We start from the raw sequence: 26,192 nt of genomic DNA, 5'->3' as shown, positions 1-26,192 counted from the left end.
CCGTGTCCCGCACCCTCTTCTCTCAGGTTCGCGGGCAGAAAGCTAGCAGCATGATCAAGGGCGGGTACAGGTGGTATCCGGTCGCTGTCATGGCCGCCCCCTGCCGGTGGCGTGGACGATTCATCTGTGGTCACGGGGGTCCCTGCCGCGCAGTGAGGACAGGACGAGACGTCCGTAGCGTGTGGTGAGGACCAGGGCCGTGGCTGCCAGAGCGGCGACGAGTGCGACGACGACGGCGGTGGCTCCCTTGGCGCCGAGCACCTGGAGGATGCTCAGCGCGGTGCCCACCGGCAGTCCCAGGATGGTCAGGACGCCGAGGGCGCCGGCGATCTGCTGGCTCTCCTGCGTCTGCACGAGGCGCGCGTAGTCGGCCGCCTCCGCGAGGATCTCGCTGAAGCGCTCCGGGAGACGGTACTGGGCCTGGAAGCTCAGCAGCAGCTCGTTGGCCGGGCCATGAGCGGTGAGGTGCTGGCGCCAGTAGGTGCTGCGGAAAGCCGCGATGTGCCTCTCGAGGGCGGACACCCGGCGGGCGAGCTTGGGGCCGTCGAAGACACCGGAGAGCCCGTCGGTGAGTTCGTCGATGTGGTCGCGCTGGACGGTGCCGAGCAAGAGGGCGTCCAGGTAGACGGTGCGACAGTGCAGCTGAGCGAAGGCGTAGAAGTCGCCGTCGCCCGGGTCGGCGCGATGGCCGAGGAATGCGGCACCGTGGCGCAGCACCAGGGCGCTCCAGTCGGCGGAGATGCGCAGCGCGTGCCCGGTCCGCTCCGGCCACTGCTCGAGGGGTGTGGGGAAGTCGGTGTCCGTGGACCGGGAGGCGAGGTACCAGAGCCAGCGGTCGGCCGTCTCCGGCAGACGGCCGTCCTGCCGCAGCACGGGCGTGTGGTGGGCGTCGGGCGTCAGGAAGGCGACCGTGTACGGGCGGGCGATGGCGAACGGGGCGCTGGCTCCGCGTGGTTCAGCGACACCGTCGAGAAGCACCGCGGGGGACAGGGGGCCGTCGAGGGGGTCGGGGACTGCGGGACTGCGGTGGCCGATGGCGCGCAGCGTCTTCAGCAGGGCCGGTCCCTCGACGTCGAAGTGCAGTACGGCGACGGCGTGGTGGGGATGTCGTGCGGTGGCGGTACCCAGTAACTCGATCCCTTGGAGATGCAGCGACTCGTGCTGTACTTCCATGAACCGGTGCCAGCGGCAAGGCCGTTCCGGGGTGCCGTAGAGAGCGCGGGCCGCGGCCGGAGTGAAGTAGGTCTGACGTGTGGTGGCATCGGTGCGACGGCTGCCGAGGTCGAAGGGTATGGGCCCGGTCGGCCAAGTGGGCGGGGCGGTCAGCCGCACCGGCAGGACGACGGCCAGTGTCTGCCGGACACCGGTGACGGAACTGAGGTCCGTGGTCAACGGGGGACGCCTCCATGCGGAACGGATGGTCATGTGCCGGGCAGGCCTCAGGATACGGATCTTCCTCGGCACTGTGATCACCGCCGACCGGCAGCCCTTGCCGTTCCCTTCCGAGACGGAGGGCGAGAACACCGATGCAGCTCAGGCGGCTTGCTCAAGATGTCCGTGCTCGCGGACCGCTGGAGTGCGTCGGTCCAAAGCCGCCTGCTCGTGAGACCGTGTGGGCGACCATCGGGCCGGTCCCTGCGCCCAACGCGCTTGCGACCCCACCGTCGGCGACCTGATCCGCGGGCCGATCCCGGCCGGGCACTCCGTCTGGAAGGATCGGCCGGTGCTGCGAACAGTTGAGATCACCGCCGAACTGACATTGCCGCTCCCGAGCGAGCAGTTCCACAACCTCTACTGGGAAGACAAACTCGAACTGAGCCTGGACTGCTTCGTATGCGGGCGCACCGGCCGCACCACTCACTTCGAGTACGGCGAGGAACGGGCGGTGTGTACAGGAGACGAGAGAGCGGAGCACCCCGCCGCTGCCCGCATCGCCGGCTTCGATGTCACCAGAGGGCAGGGCCGGCTGATACTCCGGTCCGTCGTCGACTACTGGTGGGCACCGTTCCACGACACCGAGCGGGACCGGCCGGCAACTGCGCTGACATGCACCCCGTGGGTCCGTCTGTATCTCGGGTACTGGTGCAGGCAGTCGCGGGAAGCGGGGTCCTTCAGTACCCAGAGCAACCTGGTCCGCCCAGTGAGCCAGGTATGTGCGCACTGCGCTGCCCCGGTCGCCACCGACGCCCAGTCTCCCGGTATCCGGCTACTGACCTGAGACCCTCGCCGGCTACGAGGCAGGAGACGAGATGCGCTGCGTCCGCGTGGGCTTCGAACACGACGCGTACCGGCGGTTGCCCGCCGAACTGCCCGTTCAGCGACGTCACCTCGTCGCGCGCCGGAACATGCTGGTCACCCTGGGACTTCTGCTGCTGCTCACCGGAACCGTCGGCAGCGGAGTCGAACCGGCACAGCGAGCCGGTGCGGATGCTGTCACGGCGGCACAGGCGGGCCGCACACAACGAGTGGCCGCAGCACACCGGCTCTGTCGTGCGCGATGCCGCGTGCTACCAGTCGATCCGCTTGAGGACCCAGTCCCTGAGGGCGGGGTCGTCGGCCGGCAGCTCCTCCTCGGCAGGGCACGGGATCAGGGCCAACGCCAAGTGTGTGAGGTAGCCGTACCGGCCTTCGTCCGCCAGGGGCGTCAGGACGACGGCATGGCCGCTCGTGCGCCATATTCGGCACAGGGCATGCGGGCCCATGCTGAAGTGGTCGTCCGTGCGTACGGTCCGCTGCGGCGGGCATCCGAGCACCGCCGACACGGTGTGCGCCGCCTCAGCCAATACGGACTCGCAGCCGTCGGGGCCGGGGTCGGTGCGGAAATGCCAACCGGGAGTCTCCGCCCAGGTCCGGACGTCGTCCGTCAGGCTCTCTGCCTCGTCCGGCATGTCGGGCCGGTAGGGGTATGCCTCGCCGAAGACGAGGTGGAACGCGGCTTCCGGATCGCCGAGCGGATTGTCCACGTCGTACGAGAGAACGTGGCCGTGCCGGGTGAGGTCGGCGTCGCACACCAGGTCCGTGAAGCCCCACCCCAGCACCTTCTCGCTGTGTGCGATGAAGTCGTCGTCGGGAACAGGAGGCGACCCGGGGATCTCCAGCAGCTCCCGTACGGCTTCGGTCGTGAGCGGGGAGTGGGCCAACGCCTTCACGGTCATGACGTCCGGTCACTCTCCTGTCCGTGGGTCCGGTCCGGGCGGGCGGTGCGCCCGTGCACGGAACAGACCGTACGCGCTGCCACTGACAACCAGGATCGGAGATTCAGGCGGGCTGCTTGAACGCAGCCGCGTTCCGCACCGCCCATTGCGCGAACGTGCGGGGCGGGCGGCCGAGCAGGTGCTCGATGTCCGGGCTCACGCGCTGTTCGGCGGGCGACGGGGTGCCGAGGATGCCGAGGGTCGCGTCGACGACCGGCTCGGGCATGAACCGCAGCATCTGCGTGCGGGCTTCCTCGGGGCTCTGCTCGACGAACCGCACGCGTTCTCCCAGAGCTTCCGCGATCGCGGCGGTCTGCTGCCGGGGGGACACGGGTGCCGGCCCGGTCAGTTCGTACGTCCTGGAGCTGTGGCCGGCATCCCGCAGCGTCACCGCCGCGGCCTCGGCGATGTCGGCCGGGTCGATGACCGGCAGTGCCACATCGGCGAAGGGCGCCGTGACCGTGCGCTGCGTCCGGACAGTCTCCGCCCACTGGAACGTGTTGGAACTGAAGCCGCCGGGCCGCAACATGGTCCACTCGAGGCCGCTCTGCCTGATGGCGTCCTCCAGGTGGGACGAGTGGCGCCGCGTCCCCACACCTTGAGAGGAGAGGTGGACGATGCGTCGGACGCCGGCGCTGCGTGCGGCGTCGAGGATGAGGTTCGGGTCGCCACCGGCGGCCAGCCATTCGCCGGTGAGGAGAAGGAACAGCGCCTCGGCGCCGTCGAACGCGGCCTTGAGGCCGGCCGCATCGTTCAGGTCGGCCTGCCGGTGCCGTACGCCTGACGGGGCGCCGGGTGCAGTCGGCACCACGGGCGTCCGAGAGATCGCCGTCACCTGTTCGCCGGCCTCCGCGAGTGCCTTGACGAGCGGCCTGCCGACGTTGCCTGTCGCCCCTGTCACCACGATCATGTTCGCTCCCCTTGTCCGTTCGTTCGTTGTGAACGTGAAGGAAGCTACCGTCGTGGGGATAGTAGGTACCTAGAGGAAAGTAATGGGGGCAGGGGGAAGTTGTGACCGACAGCACACGGTGGCAGGAGGCCGGCGCGGATGCCGACCCGGAGTACGCATGCCCGATCGCTCCCGTGGTCGACATCGTCTTCAGCCGCTGGACCACGCCGATCCTGTGGGCGCTTCACGAGCACGGGAGGCAGCGTTTCGTGGAGCTGGAGCGCCGCCTGGGCACGATCACACCGAAGGTACTGACGCAGCGGCTACGGCAGTTGGAGCGTGACGGGCTCGTCATACGGACGTACTACCCGGAGGTCCCACCCAGGGTGGAATACGAGATCAGTGAACTCGGCCGCAGCCTGGCGCCGTTGTTCGCCACGCTGGCCGAGTGGTCCGCGAAGTACCTGGGCACCGTGGAGCAGGCCCGGATGGACTACGACGCGCGGGAGGGGGGTGGCGGCGGGCGCCGCCGCACCTGACAGGCCGGACGGGCCCTAGCGTCGAGGCGTGACCGGCACGGGCATCGGCATGTCCAGGCCACGGGCCAGTGCGGCGGTGACCGGGAGGGCGTGGTCGGGGAGGTGGAGGGCCGCCCAACCGGCGGCCAGTCGGAGGAAGTCGGCCAGATCGCGCTCGGCGCCCACGAGCAGACGGCGCAGTTCGGTGACGGACAGCTCGATCACCGGACTGTCGTCCCGTTCCATGTCGACGGTCAGCCGGGCGACGTCGCCGACGCGTTCGGCGAGCGGGCTCGGGTCGTGGCCGAACCAGCCGGAGCCGCCGTCACCCTCGCCGTCGACGACGCCGAACCATTCGCGCCAGTCCTCGAGCCCGCTGCAGCAGCCCGGTACCAGTGTGGCCCCGGTGGCGGTGTCGGTGATGCGCAGGCCACCGGACGCGAAGAGGGGGTCCATGGTGAGCAGACCGTGCAGAAAGCGTCCGAGCGGGTCGCGGGGGCGCGGCCGGCGGTCGTCGTGCTCCGGATCGATGTCGTTGCACGCTGCGACACGCATCACGGCCGTGCCGACCTGGGCGGTGTCGAGCGCACCGTTCAGCGGCAGAAAGCCGTACGGTTCGGAGTCGGCCACCGGCCAGAGGTCGAAACCGGCGGGTGCGTACGTCTCCAGGACGGGCTGCAAGGCGATCACCCGGAGAGTGTGCGGCATGACCCGGCCGCACCGCATGCGGATTACGGTTACGGCTCCCGCTCGACGACGCGCTCCTCACGCCTCGGCCGCGTACTGCCAGAAGTCGCGCATCGACTCCGGGAACGACGGTCCGGACATCTGCAGTTGGGTGAGAAGGATGGTGACCGCACCCGTGGACGGCGTGATGTGGGCGGCTGTGCCCGTGCCACCGACCCAGCCGTAGCGGCCGGGGACGCTCCAGGGATCGACCCGTTCCACGTCGACGGCGGCGCCGAAGCCCCAGCCCATACCCTCCAGGAACAGGCCGCCGGCCTTGCGCTGGTCCGTGGTCAGGTGGTTGGTGGTCATCCGCCGTACCGACTCCTGGGTGAGCAGGCGGCGGCCGTCGGGAGCGGTGCCCTCGGCGAGGAGCAGGCGGGCGAAGGCGTGGTAGTCGTCGAGGGTCGAGACCAGCCCGCCCGCGCCGGACGGGAACGCGGGCGGGGTGCTCCACTGTCCGTCCGGCGCGTCCGCCAGCTCCGGGCCACCTGCCGGGCCGGGCACGTAGTAGCTGGTGAAGCGGTCGAGCTCGGCCGCAGCGACGTGGAAGGCGGTGTCCGTCATGCCGAGCGGCTCGAAGAGCCGCTCGGCGAGGAATTCGGGCAACGTGCGGCCCGAGGCCCTGGCGATCAGCACGCCCTGGATGTCGGAGCAGATGTTGTACAGCCAGGCCTCGCCCGGCTGGTGCAGCATCGGGATCCGGGTCAGCGCCGCCATCCACGCGTCGGGTGCCGGGACGTTCCGGGGCTGCGGCGGGCCCTGCTTCAGCTCGCTGACCAGCGGTGCGACGGCGGGCAGCGAGAAGTCGGAGGGAAAGCCGTATCCGGCGCGGGAGGTCAGCAGATCGAACACGGTGATCGGCCGGACCGCCGGGACCACGTCGTCGACAGGGCTCTGCGGTGTGCGGACGACCATCGGCGCCGCCAGCTCCGGCAGCCACGCGCCCACCGGGTCGTCCAGCGCGATCACGCCGTCCTCGACGAGCATCATGACCCCCGCTGCGACCACGGGCTTGGTGATCGAGGCGATACGGAAGATCGAGTCCCTGGCCATCGGGGCGGTGCCGTCCATGTCGGTGTGGCCGACGGTCTGCACCTCCACCTGGCCACCGCGGGCCACCAGGGCCACCGCGCCCGGCAGCGACCCGCTCTCGACATGCTTGCTCAGAACAGTGCGCAGATTGCTCATGGGCCACCTTCTCGCGTGTGCGGTCGAAGGGAGGACCGACACCACGGCAAGGACTCATCGGTCGGGGCCGCCCGGAAAGGCTGCACAGGCGCGCAACGATTCCCGTGGCGACCGGACCGCGGCAGTCGGCGGCGGCAGTGGACGACGGCGGCCGGCAGCGGATCGCCGGCCGCCGCCGGCCGCGCAGGCACCTCAGCTCCGCAGGTGTCCCAGCACGGACCGCACCGCCCGGGTCACCGCATCGCGTGCCTGCTCGGTGTGGTCGATCGTCTCGAACCCGTGGTGGCCGCCCGGTACGTCGACGATCTCGACAGCCGCCTCGCAGTCCTCGGCCGCGGCCAGGAACTCCTCGACCGTCACCGCGAGCTCCGCGACCTCCAGCTCCACCCGGGTCAGCACGATCGGCAGGCGCCCCGCCTCCCGTACCGCGGTCGCCGGCCGGAAACGCGCATCGGTGACCCCCCAGCTCGGCAGGGGCGCCAGTGCGGGATAGGTCGCCGCCACACACCGCAGCCACGGCCGAGGCGATGCCAGCCAGTCCGCGCAGAGCAGTCCGCCGCCGGAGAAGAACCAGAGCGCGACGCGTTCCCCGTCGACGCGCGGATCCGCCCGTACGAGATCGACGGCTGCGGTGACGTCCTCGGCGGCCCGCCCGTAGTCGCCGACGCCGTGCAGCCGGTGGTCCAGCGTCACGCCGACCGCTCCCAGGCTCGCCACGTACTGGGCGTAGCCGACGAAACCGGGCCAGTCACGCGGTGTCGGCCGCGTCTCGGCCGGGACCGGGCCGCCGTGGACGAACACCACCGCGGGCCGCGGCCCGTCGGCGTCCGGCAGATGGAGGTCGACCTGGCCCACCCGCTCGCGGTGCCGCTCGGGTACGTCCAGGATGAACGGACGTAGATGCGAGGGCTGTTCGCCGGCCGCCTCGGTCAGTCGGTGCCCTTCGCCTGCGGCGGCCCGCAGCAGCACCTCGGCCAGTTCACCGGGGGCGGAGAGCATGGGCCAGTGCCCGGTGGCGAGTTCGAAGAACGTCACCCGTGGGTCGGTGAGCGCCTTCAGATGGGGGTGACCCAGTCCCACCATGGCCTGGACGACGGCGATGCTCGACCCGTTCGCCGTGCACAGGACGCCGGTCGACGGCAGCTCGGACACCGCTCCGGACAGCCGCAGCGGCTGGGTGAGCGTGGCCCGCGGCTGTGGTGCGGCACGGTCGGAAAGCAGGGTCAGTGCGTCTTCGGGGACACCGGAGGTGCTGCCCCAGCGCTGCCATCCGTCGGCCGCGGGCGGCGGGATCCGCCCGTCGTCGTCGGAGCCGGCCGGCCCGACCAGGCGGTCCCGCACCGTCTCGTCGGCCACCAACCGCGCGGCGGATTCGCCGTCCTGGGGGATGCCCGCGTCCAGATGGACGACCCGGGCGATCCGCTGCGGACGCCGGTCGGCGGCGCCGAGCACCGGATGGATGCCGTAGTCGTGGCCGACGATCACCACCTGGGGTGCGTCCACCTCGTCGATCAGCCGCACCACGTCGTCGACATGCGTCTCCAGGTCCGTGTCGGGGCCCGCCAGGTGCCGGCGGTCGCCCATCCCCGTGAGTGTCACCGGATGGACCTCCGCCCCGGACTCCCGGAGCCGCGCGGCCACTTCCTGCCACACCCAGCCGCCGGTGAAGGTGCCCGACACCAGGACGAATGCCGTCATGAACGTCTCCTTGCATACCTCGGTCCGCGCGACCGGCCCCACTGGCCGACCGCCGTCGCCGGTACGGTAGGAACTCCCCCTGAGGGAGGTTCAAGCCTTGTTCGACGACGGCGCACCCCGCGACGGCATGTGGAGCATCGGAGAAGTCGCCGAGCGTGCCGGCGTCACCGTCAAGACCGTCCGCTTCTACTCCGACCGTGGCCTGCTGCCCGAAGCGACCCGCAGCGGCGGCGGCCACCGCCGGTATGGGCCGGAGGCGGTCGACCGCCTCCGGCTGATCCGCTCGCTGCGCACCCTCGACCTGCCCGTCCCGGACGTCGGCCGGATCCTCGACCACGAGGATGCGCTGGAGGACGTCGTTGCACGGCGGTTGCGCGAGGTCGGCTCGCAACTGGCGGCACTGCGCTGGCGGGAGGCCGCCCTCCACCTGCTCAGGGACTGCACCCCGGGGGAACGCGCGGACCGGCTGCGCCTGATCGGGGCGGTGTCCGTCCCGCCGAGCACCGCGCCGATGGCACGCTTCTGGCGGCGCTGGCTGCTGCCCGCGCGGCTCCCGGCCCGGCTGGTCTCCGCGATCGTCGATCAGGCGGTCCCGCAGCCTCCCGACGACCCCGCTCCGGAGCAGGTACTGGCCTTCGCCCGGCTGCACGCCCTCACCACCGCCGACTGCTCCGGCACCGGCCCCTGCCAGCCCGCGGCACACCGGCCGGAGACGGGCTTCCGCGCGGCCGTGCTCTACGACGGTCTCGCCGAGGCCTACGCGCTGGCGTCGGCGCAGATGCTGGCGCAGCGGCCGCCGCACCAGGGCGAAGCACTCGACTGCTTCGTCTCCGCCTATGCCCACGCGTGCGGCGCCGGCGACACTCCCGCGTTCCGCCACGGCCTCGCCGGCCGGCTTGCCGCGGATCCCCGTATCGACGGCTACTGGCAGCTGACCGCCGAACTTCGAGGCCCGTCGGAGCCCACCCCGGGCGCCGCCCACGACTGGCTCTGCGCCGCCCTCGACTCCCGGGCCGACTGTCCCGCAGCCTGACCCCCGCACCCGCGCGCCGCGCCCATGGGGCCGGGCCTGGCCGGCGTCGCATCGCCCGGGCGAGGACCCCGGGCAAGGGCTTGCGGGGGCGGCCCCGAGTGCTCCATCTGCTCGAGCCAACTGCTCGGTGCAGTGAGGTAGTTGCTTGCGGCATCCGGTGCTCTGCTGCGAGGATCATGGGATCGTCCACACCGAAGGGACGGGACGTCGAGCACGAGGGAGCCTCGAATGACCGGGAGCGAGCCGGCCGCCGCACGGATCGACACCACGAGGCCCCACCCGGCCCGGGTCTACGACTGGTTCCTCGGCGGCAAGGACAACTACCCGGTCGACGAGGAGCTCGGCCGGCACATCATGGGCCTCGACGGGACGGCCAAACATGTGGCCAGGACCAACCGCTGGTTCATGCAGCGCGTCACCCGCTGGCTCGCGCGCGAGGCCGGGGTCCGGCAGTACCTCGACGTTGGCACCGGCATCCCCACGGAGCCCAATCTGCACCAGGTGGCCCAGGGCGTCGCTCCCGAGTCCCGCGTCGTCTACGCCGACAACGACCCGATCGTGCTGACCCATGCGGAGGCGCTGCTGCGCAGCACCCCCGAGGGCGTCACGGACTATGTCCAGGCGGATGTGCGCGACCCCGACCGCATCCTGGAACAGGCCCGCAGAAGCCTTGACTTCACGCGTCCGGTCGCGCTCTCCCTGGTGGCTCTGACCCACTTCCTCGGTGACGAAGACAGGCCCCACGAGCTGGTGGCCCGGCTCGTCGACGCCCTCCCCTCCGGGAGCTACCTGGTCCTGTCCCAGCTCACCGCCGACTTCGACCCCGTCGCCGTCGAGCAGGGCGTCGCGATGTACGCGGCCGGGGGCGTCACGCTCGCGCCGCGGACCCGCGAGGAGATCGTTCGGTTCTTCGACGGCCTGGAGCCCGTGGAGCCCGGGATCGTCCCGCTGACCGACTGGCACCCCGAGCTCGGCGTGGACGAGAGCGCCGACGAGAACGCCGTGATCTCGCTGTACGGCGCGGTGGCCCTCAAGCCGTAGTCGCTTCCCGTGAGGCCGGGCGAGCAGGGCCCGGTGAGGGGGCCGGCGAGCAGCGCAGGGCGGGTCCGGCGGTATCGGCCTCCAAATTCCGCTTATGATGCACCGGTGTTCGATTCCCGGCACATCATGACGTTCCACCAAGTGGTCAGGACCGGCTCCTACTCGGCCGCCGCGCGCGCCCTCGGGTACACCCAGCCGGCGATCACCCAGCAGATGAAGGCCCTCGAACGGGACGTCGGCACCGCCCTGTTCGTCCGGGTGGGCCGCGGGATGCGGCTCACCGAGGCGGGCGAGGCGCTGGCCCGGCACGCGACGACCATCCTCGACTCCATGTCGGCCGCCCAGGAGCAGATGAACGCGCTCACCCGGCTGCGCGCCGGGCGGGTCCGCATCTGCGCCTTCCCCAGCGCCAACTCCACCCTCGTACCCGAGACGCTGGCCCGGCTCACGGCCGCCCACCCGGCCATACGTGTCGACCTGCTGGAGAACGAACCGCCCGAGTCGCTGCGGCGTCTGGCACGGGGCGAGTGCGACATCTCCCTCGCCTTCACCTACCCCGGCCTGCACGAACAGGTGCCGGACGAACTGGTGGAGATACCGCTCCTCGAGGACCAGTTGACCGTACTGCTGCCGGCCGGGCACCATCTGGCCCGCCGGGGGGCCGTACGGCTCACCGACCTCGAGGGCGAACGCTGGATAGCAGGCTGCCCACGCTGCCGGGCCAACCTCCTCCACGAATGCGCCGAGGCGGGCTTCGTACCCGACATCGCCTTCATGACCGACGACAACCTCGCCGTGCAGAGTCTGGTCGCGGAAGGGCTGGGAGTCGCCATGATCCCGGCGCTCGTCCTGAACTTCATGCGCCACGCGAAGGTGGCCGGACGCCCGCTCCAGCCCGCCTCCAGGCGCAAGATCTCCGCGTACGTGCTCAAGGAGCATCTGCGCGTCCCCGCGACGGCGCTCGTGCTCGACGAACTGAGGACGGTCGCCGCGAACAAGACCGGTTGCTGACCTGCCACGTACCCGCCCGCATCCATAAGCACTGCTTGGGAAGTGCGAAGAAAACGTCGTTGGACGTAATGGTTGTACCGGCTGGACGCTGCCCGTATGACATCGGCCTCCACCGCCCCGGGCGCCTTCACCGCCGCCCGCACCACCGAACGCCTCGACGCCCTGATCGCCGACGTGCGCGAGGCCGTCGGGCGCGGACTGCCGCCCGACCCGACCGCCTACCTGGTCGGCGAACGCCTCGCGCCGTATCTGGGCGCCCCGGACCTGCTCACCGCCGAGCAGCGCGAGAGCGATCCGACCCGCTACCGCCAGCACCTCCTGCACGCCGAACACGACGGCAGCTTCTCCGTCGTCGCGCTCGTCTGGCTGCCCGGGCAGGGGACGTCCGTGCACGACCACGTCTCCTGGTGCACCACCGGGGTGCACGAGGGACAGGAGCGCGAGCGGCGCTACCGGCTCGTCCCCGCCACCGGCGCGGGCGACACGGCGCGGCTCGTCGCCACGGCCGACGTGGTCAACGCACAGGGCGAGTTCTGCGGCTTCGCACCACCGGGGGACATCCACCGCGTGTGGAACGCCGGCCCCCGGGCCGCCGTGTCCCTGCACGTCTACGGCGCCGACATATCCCGCCTCCGCACCAGCGTCCGGCGCGTCTACGACCTGCCGGCCGACCGCTGATGGCCCTCCTGCGGGAGCGGCCCGCCGCCCCGTCGCGCAGCGCCCCGGCGGCAGGACGGCGCCACGGGCTCACGCTCGCCGTGCTCGGCGTCGCCCTCGCCTGGTGCGTGCACCGGCTGCTGCCCGTTGTGCCCATGCTCACCGCCGCCGTCGTACTCGGCGTCCTGGCCGCACATCTGCCACTGCTCAGGGCGGCCGTACGAGGAGCCGCCCGACCTGGCCTGTCGTACGCGGGGAAGCGGCTGATGCGCGCCGGCATCGTGCTCCTCGGGCTGCAACTCGGCCTCGACGACGTACGCCGCCTGGGCTGGGCGACCGTCGCCATGGTGCTGGTCGTCGTGGTGGCCACGATGCTCGGCACCTGGTGGCTCGGCCGGCGTCTGGGACTGCCCGGCGACCAGCCGCTGCTCGTCGCCACCGGATACGCCGTCTGCGGGGCCTCGGCGATCGGCGCCGTGAGCGAGGCGACGGAGAGCGACGAGAGGGACGCGGCCACGGCCGTGACGCTCGTGACGCTCTGCGGGACCCTCGCCATCGTCGTACTTCCGCTGCTCCAAGGCCCGTTGGGGCTCGGAGACGAGGAGTTCGGCCGCTGGGTCGGGGCGAGCGTGCACGACGTCGGCCAGGTCGTCGCCACCGCGCAGACCGCCGGCGGGCCCGCGCTCGGCGAGGCCGTGCTGGTGAAGCTGATGCGGGTGGCGCTGCTCGCCCCGCTGGTCGCCGTCGTGGCGCTGTCCGTGCGGCGCAGGAGGAAGGCTGAGGCCGGATCCCGCGGCGCCGGCCGCAGGCGGGTGCCGCTGGTGCCACTGTTCGTCGTCGGCTTCCTCGCCGCGGTGGCCGTGCGCAGCACCGGGCTGCTTCCGGTCGAAGCGCTGGAGGTGGCGCACACCGGTCAGGAACTGCTGCTGGCCGCCGCCCTGTTCGGGCTCGGCAGCGCCGTCGACCTGCCTTCGCTCACCCGCACCGGCGGCCGTGTGGCGGCCCTCGGCCTGTCCGCGTGGCTGGTCGTGGCGGGCGTCTCGTACGCCGGGGTGCTGCTGGTGGCGTGATGATCGGGCCCTGCTGCTGCGGTGCCCGGGACCGGGATTCCCATGGCTTCACGATCACGGCCGTATGTGGGGTTGAGCCGTGGTCGGTCGGCATCCCGGCTGTCCCGGGCACGACAGGGAAGCTAGGGCCGCGGGACCGGCGCCGCCAATAGGGAACCGGTGATTTACCTATACGCAAAGAATCAGCCAGGCATCGGGCCGCCGTCCCGCCCGCGTCCGCAGGCGTCAGTCCGGGCGCTGGGAGCGCGTCCGTGACAGAGTCTGCCGGGACTGCGACTCCAGCTTCCGACGGGCCCTGGCCACATGCTGCTCCACCGTGCGCGGCGACAGATGCAGCGTCGCCGCGATCTCCCGGTTTGTGAGTCCGGTCGCCGCCAGATCCGCGACCTCCTGCTCGCGCGGTGACAGCTGATCGCCGTAGCTGGGACGGCCGCGCGGCCGCTGCTCGTCCGCACCCTGGTGGGCCCGCAGCTCCGCACGGATGCGGGCGGCGTCCCACACTGCGCCCAGTTCGGTCAACTGCTCTACGCAGGACGTCAGTTCGCCGACCGCGGCTGCGGCGTCGGCCCCGGAGGCCAACTGGCAGCGCGCCGCCCCCTCGGTGGCCAGGACGGTCGCGTACGGGCGAGGCAGGCCCGCATACAGGATGGCCGCCCGCCGGTAGAGCTCGGCGGCCTCCCGCTGTTCGCCTTCCGCCTCCGCGAGCAGCGCGCGGCACCAGTTCAGGGCCGCCGCCGACGCCGGCGCCTGGCGCCCTTCGAGACCGACCTCGTACTCGAGGACCATGCCCCGTGCCGTGTCGCGACGCCCCGCGCGCAGCGTCGCGTCGACGGCCCACGGCGCCAGTTCGGCCGCCCACACCCAGACGCCCTTGTCCCTGATCCGGTCCCAGGCCATCGACGCCTCCGCCACGGCAGACTCGACGTCGTCGCGGACCAGGGCCATGCGGATCAGCGCCCCGGAGGCCGTCGCCACGTGCGGTACGGCGGAACCGTTCGTCTCTCGCGAGCCCTCACCGGCCAGCCAGGCGGTCGCCTGCTGCCACTCGCCCCTGGACAGCGCCATCAGCCCGAGCACCGTACGGCCGTCGACGCCCTGGCCCGGCATGGTGTCGGCCTCCGCCACGAACGCCCTCGCCCGCGTCGCCAGTTCCGCCCAGTTGCCCTCGGCCCAGTCGAGCAGCAGCAAGGTCCCACGGGCGCCCTGCTCGACGTACGAGGCCCCGCTGCGGGTCGCCAGCTCCACCCCCTCGGCGAGCAGCCCGCGCGCAGGACCGAGCTGACCGAGCCAGAGCGCGCCGTCCGCCGCGTTGCACAGGCCCCGGGCGACGTGCTGGCGGCAGGCGGGGTCGTCGGTCTCCCTCGGCAACTGCTCCAGCACCTGCCAGGCCGACGGGTCCCCGATGTACATCAGCGTGCCGGCCCGGTTGGCGGCCACCGCCGTGGCGGCCTCCTCGTCGCCGCTGTCCGCGCCGGCCTTCTCCGCGCGCTCCAGCCAGTACAGGTTCCGCTCCAGCGGGACCGTCGACAGCAGCGGCATGGCCAGCGCCGCCATCGCCCTGGCCGCCATCAGCGGCCGCTCCTCGAGCTCCTCGACCGCCTGCTGGAGCTCCAGCCAGCCCTGCATACCGGCGACCGCCTGGTTGCACAGCAGCAGCCCCAGGTCGAGCCGGATCTGGCCGCGCACGGCGGCCGGCAGGGACTGCTCGTCGAGTATCTGCCGCAGCACCGTCACCGTCTGGTCGCTGCGCAGTCCCAGCACCGCGCTGTGCGCCAGCAGCGGCGCCAGCCGGGCCCGCGCGGAGAGCGGCACCGTCGGACGGGACAGGGTCCGCTCCAGAAGGTCGATCGCGGCCTGGTGGTCGCCGTCCGCCGCGCACTGCAGCGCCGCGTGCTCCACGGCCCGCAGCCACGCCTTCACCTGGCCGCCGTGACGGCGGTGCCGGGCCAGCGGCACCCACGGCACCGGACTCCGGCGGCCGAGTGCCGTGGCCGCCCTGCGGTGCATCTCCCGGCGCACCGGGCCGGGCACCTGCCCGTACACGGCCGCCGCCGCCATCGGGACGAAGAACCCGTACCGGCCCTCGCCGTCCTCGCGCAGCACCCCCGCGCGCAGCGCCTCGACCAGCGCGTCGGTGCCCTCTTCGCCCCTCAGAGCGGCCACCGCCGACAGCTCCTCGGCCTCCACCGGCTCGTCCAGCACGGCAGCCGCCCAGGCGACGGGCCGTATTCGCTCCCCCAAGGCCGCGGTACGGCCGAGGGCCAGGTCGGCGAGACGGGGCGGCACGCCCACCGCCTCCAGGTCCCTGACCGAGAAGCGTTCCCGTCCGTCGCCCGACTCGCGCAGCAGCCCCACAAGGTCGGCGACGACCTGGGGCACACCGCCGGAACACTCGAAGAGCCGCATGATCAGGTCGGACGGGCAGCGGCTCTCGCCCAGCGCCTCCGCCACCAGGGCGCGGACCTGCCCGGTGTCGAGGGGGCCGAGCCGCAGCCGCAGCACGGCGAGAGCCGCGGGGAAGTGGGCGCCCTTGCCGAGTGCGAGGCCCGGCTCCCGCAACTCCTCGGGGCGGTATGTCACCACGGCGGTCAGACCGTCCGGCGGCCGGTCCACGAGTGCGCGCAACAGATCGAGCGACGCGCGGTCGGCGCGATGGACGTCCTCCGCGACGAGCAGGAACCGGTCGTCCTGCTCGAGCAACGCGTCCACGGCGGAGGGCAGGTCAGCGGCCGGCGGATCGGCGGCGGTGGAGGGGGGCGCCGTCGGCGTTCGCGGTGTCCGTACGTCGCCCGGGGCCTTGGCACCGGCGGGCCGCGGAACACCGACCGCGACGCCGTACGATGAGAACGAGACGGTCACGCTGCGTACAGGCCGCCCCTCTGCGCGCTCGACGAGGCGGGTCGCTAGCCGGGTCTTGCCGGTCCCGGCCAACCCTTCCACCAGCAGCAGCGCAGGGCCGCCCGTGCCGTGCCCTCCGGCGGGCGGGTCGGACAGAGCCCGCTCCAGCCACCGGTCCGCCGCCTCGTCACTCCGCGTATCCACCGAACCACTCTCCTCGGTGTTTCCAAGGCATTTCGATTCTTTACGTATACGGGTTTCAGTGTCCCTGATTGCACCCGAGGTGTCCGGATATGAGTGTTGAGGTGCCGCAGAAGATCTGCATGGCTTTCGACGGCCCGGTGACCAAGGCTCCCGGACCGCTGGACCTGAGTCAGGGCGACGCCGCCCGGCCGAACAGGAGCCCAAGTGATTGCCATAAAACGTGCCGTGAACCGTGCCTCCGAGCGGGCCCGTCCCACCTCCGCGCTACGAAGCCTGGCGCACTGTGCCATGCCTGCTTCGCCGCAGGCCGCGGGGGCACTACGGCACTTCGCCCGGGCAGTCGCCCGCCGGTGGCGACTGGCCGACCACTGCGACGAGGCGTTGTCCGTCATCGTCACCGAACTGGTCACCAACGTGGTGCTGCACAGCGGCAGCCCGTGGGTGTCCACGGTGATCAGCGTCCGGGGGAACGCGTTGACGGTCGAGGTCATGGACGGCGGCTGCTGGAAGCACCGGGTGACCCGCCGGAAGGAACCGCTCGACGCGAACGTGCGGTGCGGGCGGGGGCTGCGCCTGGTCGACCACTACGCGACACGGATCGTGACGCAGCGGATGGAGAAGGGCAGCGTCGTGCTGGCGGAGATCGCGCTCCACGGGGAAGCGCCGGACGTACGGGCCGCCGCCGAAGCGTTCGAACCGCACCATCGGTGAGACAGCAGGCCATGTCCGCCGCGGAGGCCGGACTTGGCCCTGGGCCGCCCCGACCCGGTCGGAGCGGCCCACCGGCGAAAGGCCCGGCTCAGCGCACGCCGAGCAGGTGGTCCATCGCCAACTGGTCCAGGCGCTCGAACGCCATTCCGCGCTCGGCCGCGGCGTCCACGTCGAACTCCTCGAACACGGAGCGGTCCGCGAGCAGCGCCGCCAGCCCGTCCTCGGCCGTCGGGAGCGCCAGCTCGTCCAGGCGCGAGGCCAGCAGCGCCTCCCGTACCTCGGGGTCGGCCCGGAACGCCGCGGCGCGCTCCTTGAGGATCAGGTAGTTGCGCATGCAGCCCGCCGCCGACTCCCACACGCCGTCGAGGTCCTCGGTCCGCGGCGGCTTGAAGTCGAAGTGCCGCGGGCCCGCGTACCCGGCCGTCTCCAGCAGGTCGACCAGCCAGAACGCGGAGCGCAGATCACCGGCGCCGAAACGCAGGTCCTGGTCGTACTTGATGCCGGTCTGGCCGTTCAGGTCGATGTGGAAGAGCTTGCCCGCCCACAGTGCCTGCGCGATGGAGTGGGGGAAGTTGAGTCCGGCCATCTGCTCGTGGCCGACCTCGGGGTTGACTCCGTACAGCTCTGGCCGCTCCAGCCGCTCGATGAACGCCAGCGCGTGGCCGACGGTCGGGAGCAGGATGTCGCCGCGCGGCTCGTTGGGCTTCGGCTCGATGGCGAAGCGCAGGTCGTAGCCCTGCTCGGTGACGTACTCGCCGAGCAGGTCGAAGGCTTCCTTCATCCGGTCCAGCGCGACGCGCACGTCCTTGGCCGCACCTGACTCGGCGCCCTCGCGGCCGCCCCAGGCGACGTAGGTCCGCGCGCCGAGTTCGGCAGCCAGGTCGATGTTGCGGACGGTCTTGCGGAGGGCGTACCGGCGCACGTCACGGTCGTTGGCGGTGAAACCGCCGTCCTTGAACACCGGATGGGTGAAGAGGTTGGTCGTCGCCATCGGAACGACGAGGCCGGTGTCGTCCAGGGCCTGCCGGAAGCGCTTGATGTGCGACTCCCGCTCGCTCCCGTTCGCACCGAAGGGGATCAGGTCGTCGTCGTGGAAGGTCACACCGTACGCGCCGAGCCCGGCGAGCCGCCGGACCGACTCCGCGGGGTCCAGGGGCGGCCGGGTCGCGTCCCCGAACGGGTCCCGGCCCCGCCAGCCGACCGTCCAGAGGCCGAAGCTGAACCTGTCCTCGGGGGTGGGGGTGAAGCGTTCCGTCATGGCCATGTCCGCCTTGGATCACTGGTTTGTTTCCTTGCTTTACTAATAATGCATGCGGACTCCATATGACAGAAGACCCTCCGGTCCTGTTGTCGCGTGGGCGTGTGACGTAATTTGTTTCCAGCTCGGCCAAATGGGTCGCGCAAGGGCTGATGGAGGGTGCGGCAATGCCGGCGAACGCGGTCGTCATCGGGGTGGACAACTCCACTCAGTCCACAAAGGCGGCGTTCACCGACGCCGAGACCGGGCGGCTGCTCGCCGTCGGCCGGGCACCCCACCGTGTCGGCGGCGCGGGGGGCGCACGGGAGGCCGACCCCGAGGTGTGGTGGACGGCCCTCGCCGAGGCAGTCGCCGCCGGCCTCAAGGAACTGGACGGGCTGGGCGTCGCGGCGCCCGCCGTCACCGGCATCGCCGTCGCCGGACAGCAGCACGGGCTCGTCGTCCTCGACCGCGCGGGCACGCCGCTGCGGCCGGCTCTGCTGTGGAACGACACCCGCTCCGCCCCGCAGGCCGCCTCCCTCACCGAGGCGCTCGGCGGCCACGACGCCTGGACCGCCCGCACGGGCTCCGTCCCCGTGGCCTCCATGACGGTCACCAAGTGGCAGTGGCTGCGTGAGAACGAGTCCGCCGTCGCCGACGCTGCAGCGGCGGTGCGCCTGCCGCACGACTTCCTCACCGAACGCCTCGCCGGCGTCGCCGCCACCGACCCCGGAGACGCTTCGGGCACCTGCTGGTACTCGACCGCGACCGGTGCGTACGACCCCGTCCTGCTGGACCTCGTCGGCCTGGACGCCGCACTGCTCCCGCCCGTCGCGCCGACCGGCGGCACACGCGTCGGATCCCTCACCACCGCGGCCGCCGAACGGCTCGGCCTCCCCGCCGGGATCGCGGTCGCCGCAGGCACCGGCGACAACATGGCCGCGGCGGTCGGGCTCGGACTCGGCGGCGCCGGACTGCTCGACCATCCGGTGCTCAGCCTCGGCACCTCGGGCACGGTGTTCGCCGCCACCCGCACGCGGCCGGCGTCCGCGGCACTCGCCGGGTTCGCCTCAGCCGACGGTGTGTACCTGCCGCTCGCCTGCACCCTCAACTGCACGCTCGCCGTCGACAAGGTTGCCTCCCTGCTCGGCCTGGACCGGGAGGCCGCCGAGGCGGGCGGCGAAGTGGTCCTCCTGCCGTACCTCGACGGGGAACGGACCCCCGATCTCCCGGGCGCGTCCGGTCTGCTGACAGGGCTTCGGCACACGACGACCCGTCAGCAGATCCTGGGCGCGGCGTACGAGGGCGCGGCCGTGACCGTACTGCGCGCGCTCGACGAGGTCCTGCGCGCCTGCGGCCAGGACCCGGCCGCGCCGGACACGGCGGCGCGTCCGCTCCGGCTCGTCGGCGGCGGGGCGATGGGCCGCCACTGGGTGGAGACCGTCCGCCGCCTCTCGGGCCGCCCCCTCCTGATCCCGTCGAGCGGCGAACTCGTGGCCCTGGGCGCCGCGGCGCTGGCCGCGGCGGCGGCGACGGGGGAGGACGCGGTGGCGTTGGCGGCCGGATGGGGGGCCGGGTCCGGGAAGGAGCTGCCGGCGGTGGAGCGGGACGTGGAGGCGTGGCAGCGGGTCTCGTCGGTGCTGGGGCGGGCGAGCGGGTCGCTGCTCGGCGGGTGAAGCGGGCCCGGCCGCTGCGCGGTCGGTGGTTCTCCTCTGCGCGCGTGCGGCGGACGCACTCGTGCTGCGGCTCCGCTGGGGACGGTGATCAAGGGGGAGTGGGAGGGGGCGCCGTCCCGGCGCCCCGGCATCCCGTTGTGGGCGTAACGGTGCCGGCCGGAACCGAGACGGGTCCAACACTGAATGACTGCCCCAGTGAGAGGCCTGCCGTCCGGGTCGCCCGGGTTGGCCGACCGGCGGAACAGGTCAGCCCGTGACGCGTTCGAAGACTGCGGCCAGACCCTGTCCGCCGCCGATGCACATGGTCTCGAGGCCGTAGCGCGCTTCGCGGCGGCGCATCTCGCGGGCCAGGGTCGCCAGGATGCGGCCGCCGGTGGCCCCCACCGGGTGCCCCAGCGAGATGCCGGAGCCGTTGACGTTGATGCGCTCGTGGTCGGCCTCGGTCAGGCCGAGCTCCCGGGTGCAGGCCAGGACCTGGGCGGCGAAGGCCTCGTTCACCTCGATCAGGTCGAGATCCGCGAGCCCGAGGCCTGCGCGCTCAAGTGCCGCTCGGGTGGCGGGGACCGGACCGATCCCCATCCTCGCGGCGGGCACTCCCGCCCTGGCGAAGGACACCAGCCGTACCAGCGGGGTCAGCCCCAGCCGGTCGGCCGTCTCGGCGCTGGTCACCAGACAGGCGGCGGCCGCGTCGTTCTGTCCACTGGCGTTGCCCGCGGTGACCGTCGCCTCGGGGTCGGATCCGAGGGTCACGGGCCGCAGCGCGGCCAGCTTCACCGCCGTCGTGTCGGGGCGCGGGTGCTCGTCCGCGGAGACCAGCGTCTCGCCCTTGCGGGCGCGTACGGGCACGGGCACGATCTCCTCGGCGAACAGCCCGGCCCGGATCGCCCGCCCGGCCCGCTGCTGGGAACGCAGCGCGAGGGCGTCCTGGTCCTCGCGGCTGATCCCGAACTCGCGGCGGAGGTTCTCGGCGGTCTCGATCATGCCCCCGGGCACCGGGTGGTTGACGCCGCCCGCGGTCACCCTGCCGCGCGCCAGCGAGTCGTGCAGCTGAAGGCCGGGACCCTTGATGCCCCAGCGGCCGTCGTGCGTGTAGTACGGTGCCGCGCTCATCACCTCGACGCCGCCGGCGATCACCACGTCGCTGAAGCCCGCGCGGATCTGCATGGCCGCGTCCAGCACCGCCTGGAGGCCGGAGCCGCAGCGGCGGTCGATCTGCACGCCGGTGACGGAGGCGGGGAGACCGGCGTCCAGGGCCGCCACCCGGCCGATCGCCGGGGCGTCTGAGGTCGGGTAGGAGTGCCCGAGGATCACCTCGTCGACCTGCTCGGGCGCGATGCCCGTGCGGCGCACGACCTCCGCGATCACATGGGCGGCGAGAGCTGCGGGCCGCAGACCCGCCAGCCCACCGCCGAAACTCCCGATGGGGGTGCGGAGCGGTTCGCAGATGACGACATCGGGCTGACCTGGCATGTCGTGGCCTTTCCGGTATGGGCGGACGATACGTCTTCCGACCTTTCCACCGGCCGACTCATCCGGTCCAATATCCGATCGATTGGTGATTGAGACGCGAGGCAGCTCAATCCAGCTGCCCGGCCTCCATGCCCGGAGGCGTCGGCAGCGCCTCTGCGGCCACCGCCAGCACGCTGCGCAGAGCGGCCGACGGATTGTCCGTACGCCAGGCGAGCGCCGCCTGGAGGCGGGTCGGCGGCCCGGCGAGCGGCCGGTGCACCATACCGGTCTGCTGGATGTGCAGACAGGAGGAGAGGGTGAGGGTCACGCCGACGCCCGCGGCCACCAGCGCCAGAATGGTGTACGAGTCCGGCGCCTCCTGCACGATCCGCGGATGGAACCCTGCGTCCTCGCAGGCCCTGAAGGTGGCGTCGCGCAAAGTGGATCCGGCGTTGGCGGGGAAGGTGACGAACGGCTCGGCGGCCAGATCTGCGACCGAGATCCTTTCCTGGTCCGCGAGCGGATGATCCTGCGGGAGCGCGCACAGCAGCTCCTCCTGGCCGATCACCCGCGTCTCGACGCCGGGCCGACGCGCCGGCAGCCGTACGAAGCCGAGGTCGAGGGAGCCGTCCGCGACCTTGGCCAGGGCGACATCGGCGTACGTCTGCCCCTGCATCACCAGCTCCAGGCCTGGGTGGGCGGCGCGCACGGCCCGGGTGAGCAGCGGCAGCGTGTCGTGCGACGAGGCGCCGGCGAAGCCGACGGTGACCCGCCCGTACTCCCCTTGACCCGCCGCCCTCGCGACCCGTACGGCGATGTCCAGATCGGCCAGGACGGTGCGCACCGGCTTGAGGAAGGACTGGCCCGCACTGGTGAGCCGCACCGAGCGGGTGTTGCGCTCGAACAGCTGCACGCCGAGCTCCTTCTCCAGTTGCCGGATCTGCTGGCTCAGCGGCGGCTGCGCCATCTGGAGCCGCTTGGCGGCCCGGCCGAAGTGCAGCTCCTCGGCCACCGCGAGGAAGGAGGTCAGATGGCGCAGTTCCACGGGAGTCCCGTTCCGTTCCGTCCGGATTTCTGGATGAGCGCCGAATCTATTCGTCCTGACGTCTCAATCCGACCCTAATTCGGTATTGGACAGTAATCAATGGTGCTGGCAGCGTGTGGACCGTGGACAAGACCATGACGATGAAGGACGCGATCGCCTCGTTCGTGCACGACGGCGACACGGTGTCCCTCGAAGGCTTCACCCATCTCATCCCGACAGCCGCGGGGCACGAGATCATCCGGCAGGGCCGCAGGAACCTCACCGTGGTCCGGATGACGGCGGACATCGTGGTGGACCAGCTGCTGGCCGGCGGCTGCGTCACCAAGCTGGTCTCCTCCTTCGTGGGCAACTCCTCCGCAGGCTCCCTCGGGGAACTGCGGCGCCGTATCGAGCACGCGGACCCCGAGCCGCTCGCCTTCGAGGAGTACAGCCACTACGGGATGATCTGCCGCTATCTCGCCGGCGCCCAGCGCCTCCCCTTCCATCCCCTGCGCTCCTACGCGGGCAGCGACCTCCCCTCGGTCAACCCCGGCATCCGCAAGGTCACCTCGCCCTACCCCGGCGCGGACGGCGAGCCGGAGCAGATCTACGTCGTGCCGCCGGTCAACCCGGACGTGACGATCATTCACGCGCAGCGCGCCGACCGTTCGGGCAACACCCAGGTCTGGGGTCTCACCGGGGTACAGGCCGAGGCCGTCTATGCCGCGAAGAAGGCCGTGGTCGTGGTCGAGGAGATCGTCGAGGACGAGGTCGTACGCTCCGACCCCAACCGCACCGTCATCCCCTCGCACGCCGTCCACGCCGTCGTCGCCTGCCCGCGCGGCGCGCATCCCTCCTTCGCCCAGGGCTACTACGACCGGGACAACGCCTTCTACCGGGCCTGGTCGCACATCAGCAAGGACCCCGCCCGGCTGCGGGAATGGATGGCCGAATGGGTGTACGGGACCCGCGACCACGCCGAGTACGTCGCCAAGCAGGGCGAGGAGTTCTGGGCCGGCCTGGCCGTCGGCGAGGCCATGAGCCTTCCGGTCAACTACGGACGGCGGCTGTGACCGTGCCACAGTTCGACGCACCGACGGGTGCAAGCAGCGACGGGCGAACGACGGACCGAGCCATCGGGAGAAGGACATGACAGCCACCACTACCGCGACCTCCTCGGAGCTGCTCTCCGTGGTCGCGTCCCGCGAACTCGCCGGGAAGCGAACCGTCTTCGCCGGTATCGGCCTGCCCACCCTGGCCGCCTCGCTCGCCCACCTCACCGTCGCGCCCACGCTCGAGATCGTCTACGAGTCCGGGGTCTGCGGCGCCCACCCCTCGCACCTGCCGGAGACGATCGCCGACGCGGTGCTCATCACCGGCGCGGAGGCCGTGCTCTCCATGGCCACCCTCTTCGGCTCGGTACTCCAGGGCGGACACATCGACGTCGGCTTCCTCGGCGCCGCGCAGATCGATCGCCACGGCAACCTCAACTCCTCCGTCATCGGCGACTGGGACCGGCCGACGGTCCGCCTCCCCGGCTCCGGCGGTGCCATGGAGGTCATGGCCAACTCGAGCGAGGTCTTCGTGGTCATGCGCCGCCACGACCCGCGCTCCTTCATGGCCGAACTCGACTTCTGCACCTCGCCCGGTCCCGACCGCGCACTGGCCGACGGCATCACCCCGCGCGGCGCGGGCGTCACCCGGGTCATCACCGACCTCGGCATCCTCGCCCGTGCCGGCGCGGGGGAGGAGCTGCAGCTGGTCGCGGTGCACCCCGGCGTCACCGTCGACCAGGTGCGCGCCGCCACCGGCTGGGACCTGCGGACCGCCGACGAGGTCGGCACCGTCGAGCCGCCGACCGCCGCCGAACTCGGGCTGCTCCGCGAGGACGTGGACCCCGGTCGCGTCTATCTGCGCTGAGGCGCACACGCCCGGCCATGTGTCGCCACGACAGATGGGCCGCGGGATCGCCCAGTGGGCGGTGACCGCCGGCCTGGCCGACGAGCCTTTGTTCTCCGGCGACGGAAACCGGCCGGTACACGTGCCCGGTGACCCGCCCGACGCGCAGGAGCTGCGCGGTGTTCTCGGCGAGGCCGGCGTCGTGCCCGGCACGGGAACGGGCCCGGCGGACAACTCACTGGTGCTCGTGCCCGTAGGGGGCACCACCGTCGCGGCGGCCGTCGCGCAGGCAGGCCGGCCCGCGGCGCGCACCCCCGGCGTGGACCCGCTCTCCCTCCCCACCCGCGCCGGGTCCTGTCCATGACACCCGGCTCGGACGCGGACCCGGACGCGGTACACGACGCACGCGCCGTGCCGGCCCGGCCCGTCGACACCGGCGAACCGCCCGCCGTCTCCGTCGTACGCGACACCGCCGACTCGATCGCCCAGCGGTTGCTCGCCTCCGTCGCGGCCTCGATCACCGAGCGCGGCATGCGGCGCCCGCGGACATCGACCTCGCCGTCACCCTCGGCCCCGGCTATCCGCTCGCCTGGGGAGAGCACACCGGTGCCGCGCGCATGCTCGCCCTGCACCGCGCCCTGTACGCGACGACCGGCGATCCGCGCTGCCGGCCCACCCGCTGGGTCACCGAACGGGCGCAACTGGGCCTGCCGCTCACCGAGCCCGGTACCCCGCCGCCGCACACGGCCGGTTGATCAGTGGGTGACGCCCGGCGCGTACGCCACCGGGTCCGCGAGCACGCCCTGGACGACCAGGGCGGCCGCACCGCGCGCTGCGTCCGCGGCAGGGGAGGAGGCCCTCAGGCGCGCGCCCGCGGCGGGCCAGAGACCGGAGACCACGCGGATCTCCAGCTCCGCACCCACGGGGGCCGCCAGCCAAGGCAGCAGCGGACGGTAGATGCCGCCGAGCACGACCGCGTCCGGGTCGAAGAGGTTCACGGCGCCGGACAAGGCGCGGCCCAGTGCCCTGCCCGCCCCGGACAGCGCGGTGAGCGCCGCGTCGTCGCCGGCGCCGGCACGGCGTTCCAGCTCGGCCACGCCCGCCGCGCCGGCGTCCTCGTCGAGGCCGGCCGCCCGCAGCAGCGCGGACTGACCCGCGTACTGCTCCAGGCAACCATGTGATCCGCAGCGGCAGCGGGGGCCGTCGTCGGAGACGGACACATGGCCGATCTCGCCGGCGAACCCGTGCGCACCCCGCAGCAGTTCACCACTCAGCACCAGGGCGCCGCCGACACCGATCTCGCCCGTCAGATACAGAAAGCTGCGTACGTCACCCAGGCCGCCGAACCACAGCTCCGCCAGCGCCGCCAGGTTCGCCTCGTTGTCCGAACGCACCGGCAGCGGCGGCGCGTCGGGCCGCAGCGCGGTCAGCGCCTCGGCGAACGGGGCCTCCGCGTGGACGGCGGTCCAGCCGAGGTTCGGGGCCTGGAGGACCGTGCCGCCGGCGACCAGACCGGGCAGGGCCAGCTGCGCGCCGACCGGCCGCAGCTCCTGCTCCGTCGCCGACACGAGGGCCCGCGCCGCGATCCGGGCCGCGCGGCCGAACACCTCGGCCGGTGCGGCACCCCGGTTGTCCAGATGCTCCACGAGCCGCACCCGGTCGGTGCCGGCCAGGTCGACGACACACACCGACACGTAGTCGACGTTGATCTCGACCCCGATGCCGGCGACCCCGGTGCGGGCGACCTTCAGCACGGTGCCGGGGCGGCCGGCGTGGCCGCTGAACGTCTTGCCCGACTCGGACAGGAACCCGCTGTCGAGCAGCTGCTCCACCAGGGAGGAGACCGCGGCACGGGTCAGTCCCACCCGGGCGGCGACCCCGGCGCGCGTCGCCTCGCCCTGGTCGCGGACCGCCCGCAGCACCAGGCTGAGGTTGTGCCTGCGCACGGTCTCCCGGTCGGCCTTCGTTCCCAAGGGGGTGGGGCGGGCCGTCCCGGGGCGGGCGCTGCCTGATCGGTTGCCGTTCATACTGCGGCTGAGCCTATGGGATGTGCGGCGGGGGCTCCGCCCCCCGGGGGCCCACGGCCGCGGGCGGTGCGCCTGCGGCGGGACGTTTCCCCACCCCGT

Annotated in this window: 22 protein-coding genes and 1 pseudogene; 12 read left to right on the top strand and 11 right to left on the bottom strand. The window is 72.3% G+C overall.

Annotation, left to right across the window (positions count from 1 at the left end; translation table 11 throughout):
* Positions 1–120: 120 nt before the first annotated feature.
* Entirely contained in the window at positions 121–1,392 is a 1,272-nt protein-coding gene (locus IE198_RS01995) for a hypothetical protein (protein ID WP_229833685.1), read from the bottom strand.
* Between the two features lie 331 nt (positions 1,393–1,723).
* Here IE198_RS01995 and IE198_RS01990 point away from each other — a divergent pair, with 331 nt between their 5' ends.
* On the top strand, positions 1,724–2,218 hold the full coding sequence (locus IE198_RS01990) for a hypothetical protein (RefSeq protein ID WP_189881935.1): 495 nt from the start codon (positions 1,724–1,726) through the stop codon (positions 2,216–2,218).
* A gap of 289 nt (positions 2,219–2,507) precedes the next feature.
* Here IE198_RS01990 and IE198_RS01985 read toward each other — a convergent pair whose 3' ends face one another.
* Both IE198_RS01985 and IE198_RS01980 read right to left on the bottom strand, forming a co-directional pair.
* Complete coding sequence (locus tag IE198_RS01985) at positions 2,508–3,155, bottom strand: hypothetical protein (protein ID WP_189881933.1); 648 nt, start codon at positions 3,153–3,155, stop codon at positions 2,508–2,510.
* A gap of 103 nt (positions 3,156–3,258) precedes the next feature.
* On the bottom strand, positions 3,259–4,104 hold the full coding sequence (locus IE198_RS01980) for an NAD(P)H-binding protein (protein ID WP_189881931.1): 846 nt from the start codon (positions 4,102–4,104) through the stop codon (positions 3,259–3,261).
* Between the two features lie 101 nt (positions 4,105–4,205).
* On the opposite strand from IE198_RS01980, the gene IE198_RS01975 reads away from it, so the two are divergent.
* A complete protein-coding gene (locus IE198_RS01975) occupies positions 4,206–4,622 on the top strand; it encodes a winged helix-turn-helix transcriptional regulator (protein WP_189881929.1) in 417 nt (138 codons plus the stop codon).
* Positions 4,623–4,637: 15 nt separating this feature from the next.
* On the opposite strand, the gene IE198_RS01970 is transcribed toward IE198_RS01975, so the two are convergent.
* From IE198_RS01970 to IE198_RS01960, 3 genes are all read right to left on the bottom strand, one after another.
* Positions 4,638–5,291, bottom strand: a complete 654-nt coding sequence (locus tag IE198_RS01970; protein WP_229833684.1) for a hypothetical protein — start codon at positions 5,289–5,291, stop codon at positions 4,638–4,640.
* A gap of 75 nt (positions 5,292–5,366) precedes the next feature.
* Positions 5,367–6,518: a serine hydrolase domain-containing protein gene (locus tag IE198_RS01965; RefSeq protein WP_189881925.1), complete on the bottom strand. Its 1,152-nt coding sequence runs from the start codon at positions 6,516–6,518 to the stop codon at positions 5,367–5,369.
* 192 nt (positions 6,519–6,710) lie between these two features.
* Positions 6,711–8,216 (bottom strand): alpha/beta hydrolase, encoded by a 1,506-nt coding sequence (locus tag IE198_RS01960; RefSeq protein WP_189881923.1) that lies wholly within the window; start codon positions 8,214–8,216, stop codon positions 6,711–6,713.
* A gap of 127 nt (positions 8,217–8,343) precedes the next feature.
* Between IE198_RS01960 and IE198_RS01955 the strand changes: the two genes are divergently transcribed.
* The 5 genes from IE198_RS01955 (at position 8,344) to IE198_RS01935 (ending at position 13,028) form a co-directional block, all read left to right on the top strand.
* Positions 8,344–9,249 (top strand): helix-turn-helix domain-containing protein, encoded by a 906-nt coding sequence (locus IE198_RS01955; protein WP_189882778.1) that lies wholly within the window; start codon positions 8,344–8,346, stop codon positions 9,247–9,249.
* Positions 9,250–9,477: 228 nt separating this feature from the next.
* Positions 9,478–10,290: an SAM-dependent methyltransferase gene (locus IE198_RS01950; RefSeq protein WP_189881921.1), complete on the top strand. Its 813-nt coding sequence runs from the start codon at positions 9,478–9,480 to the stop codon at positions 10,288–10,290.
* A 105-nt stretch (positions 10,291–10,395) separates the two neighbouring features.
* Entirely contained in the window at positions 10,396–11,301 is a 906-nt protein-coding gene (locus tag IE198_RS01945; RefSeq protein WP_189881919.1) for a LysR family transcriptional regulator, read from the top strand.
* Positions 11,302–11,397: 96 nt separating this feature from the next.
* Positions 11,398–11,979, top strand: a complete 582-nt coding sequence (locus IE198_RS01940) for a cysteine dioxygenase family protein (RefSeq protein WP_189881917.1) — start codon at positions 11,398–11,400, stop codon at positions 11,977–11,979.
* Entirely contained in the window at positions 11,979–13,028 is a 1,050-nt protein-coding gene (locus tag IE198_RS01935; RefSeq protein ID WP_189881915.1) for a YeiH family protein, read from the top strand. Before IE198_RS01940 ends, IE198_RS01935 begins: the two co-directional genes overlap by 1 nt.
* A 225-nt stretch (positions 13,029–13,253) precedes the next feature.
* Here IE198_RS01935 and IE198_RS01930 read toward each other — a convergent pair whose 3' ends face one another.
* Positions 13,254–16,070, bottom strand: coding sequence for an ATP-binding protein (locus tag IE198_RS01930; protein ID WP_189881914.1), 2,817 nt, complete (start codon positions 16,068–16,070; stop codon positions 13,254–13,256).
* A gap of 225 nt (positions 16,071–16,295) precedes the next feature.
* On the opposite strand from IE198_RS01930, the gene IE198_RS01925 reads away from it, so the two are divergent.
* The gene (locus IE198_RS01925; RefSeq protein WP_229833683.1) at positions 16,296–16,781 is read left to right on the top strand and encodes an ATP-binding protein; all 486 of its coding nucleotides are present in this window, start codon (positions 16,296–16,298) and stop codon (positions 16,779–16,781) included.
* An 88-nt stretch (positions 16,782–16,869) separates the two neighbouring features.
* Here the strand turns inward: IE198_RS01925 and xylA are convergent, their stop codons facing one another.
* Positions 16,870–18,039, bottom strand: coding sequence for a xylose isomerase (gene xylA / locus IE198_RS01920; RefSeq protein ID WP_189881911.1), 1,170 nt, complete (start codon positions 18,037–18,039; stop codon positions 16,870–16,872).
* A 167-nt stretch (positions 18,040–18,206) separates the two neighbouring features.
* Between xylA and xylB the strand changes: the two genes are divergently transcribed.
* The gene (gene xylB, locus IE198_RS01915; protein ID WP_189881909.1) at positions 18,207–19,694 is read left to right on the top strand and encodes a xylulokinase; all 1,488 of its coding nucleotides are present in this window, start codon (positions 18,207–18,209) and stop codon (positions 19,692–19,694) included.
* Positions 19,695–19,940: 246 nt separating this feature from the next.
* Here the strand turns inward: xylB and IE198_RS01910 are convergent, their stop codons facing one another.
* Both IE198_RS01910 and IE198_RS01905 read right to left on the bottom strand, forming a co-directional pair.
* Positions 19,941–21,164, bottom strand: coding sequence for an acetyl-CoA C-acetyltransferase (locus tag IE198_RS01910; protein ID WP_189881907.1), 1,224 nt, complete (start codon positions 21,162–21,164; stop codon positions 19,941–19,943).
* A 106-nt stretch (positions 21,165–21,270) separates the two neighbouring features.
* On the bottom strand, positions 21,271–22,188 hold the full coding sequence (locus IE198_RS01905; RefSeq protein WP_189881905.1) for a LysR family transcriptional regulator: 918 nt from the start codon (positions 22,186–22,188) through the stop codon (positions 21,271–21,273).
* Positions 22,189–22,322: 134 nt separating this feature from the next.
* Between IE198_RS01905 and IE198_RS01900 the strand changes: the two genes are divergently transcribed.
* The 3 genes and pseudogenes from IE198_RS01900 to IE198_RS34880 form a co-directional block, all read left to right on the top strand.
* Positions 22,323–23,240: a CoA transferase subunit A gene (locus IE198_RS01900; RefSeq protein ID WP_189882774.1), complete on the top strand. Its 918-nt coding sequence runs from the start codon at positions 22,323–22,325 to the stop codon at positions 23,238–23,240.
* Positions 23,241–23,316: 76 nt separating this feature from the next.
* Entirely contained in the window at positions 23,317–24,087 is a 771-nt protein-coding gene (locus IE198_RS01895; RefSeq protein WP_189881903.1) for a CoA-transferase subunit beta, read from the top strand.
* Positions 24,088–24,115: 28 nt separating this feature from the next.
* Positions 24,116–24,821, top strand: a pseudogene (locus IE198_RS34880) (3-hydroxyacyl-CoA dehydrogenase family protein); the annotation flags it as partial.
* Here the strand turns inward: IE198_RS34880 and IE198_RS01880 are convergent.
* A complete protein-coding gene (locus IE198_RS01880) occupies positions 24,822–26,093 on the bottom strand; it encodes an ROK family transcriptional regulator (protein ID WP_189881897.1) in 1,272 nt (423 codons plus the stop codon).
* Positions 26,094–26,192 lie beyond the last annotated feature (99 nt).

The organism is Streptomyces xantholiticus (assembly GCF_014651015.1).
Lineage (GTDB): Bacteria > Actinomycetota > Actinomycetes > Streptomycetales > Streptomycetaceae > Streptomyces > Streptomyces xantholiticus.
This window is presented reverse-complemented; position numbering and strand designations above follow the sequence as displayed.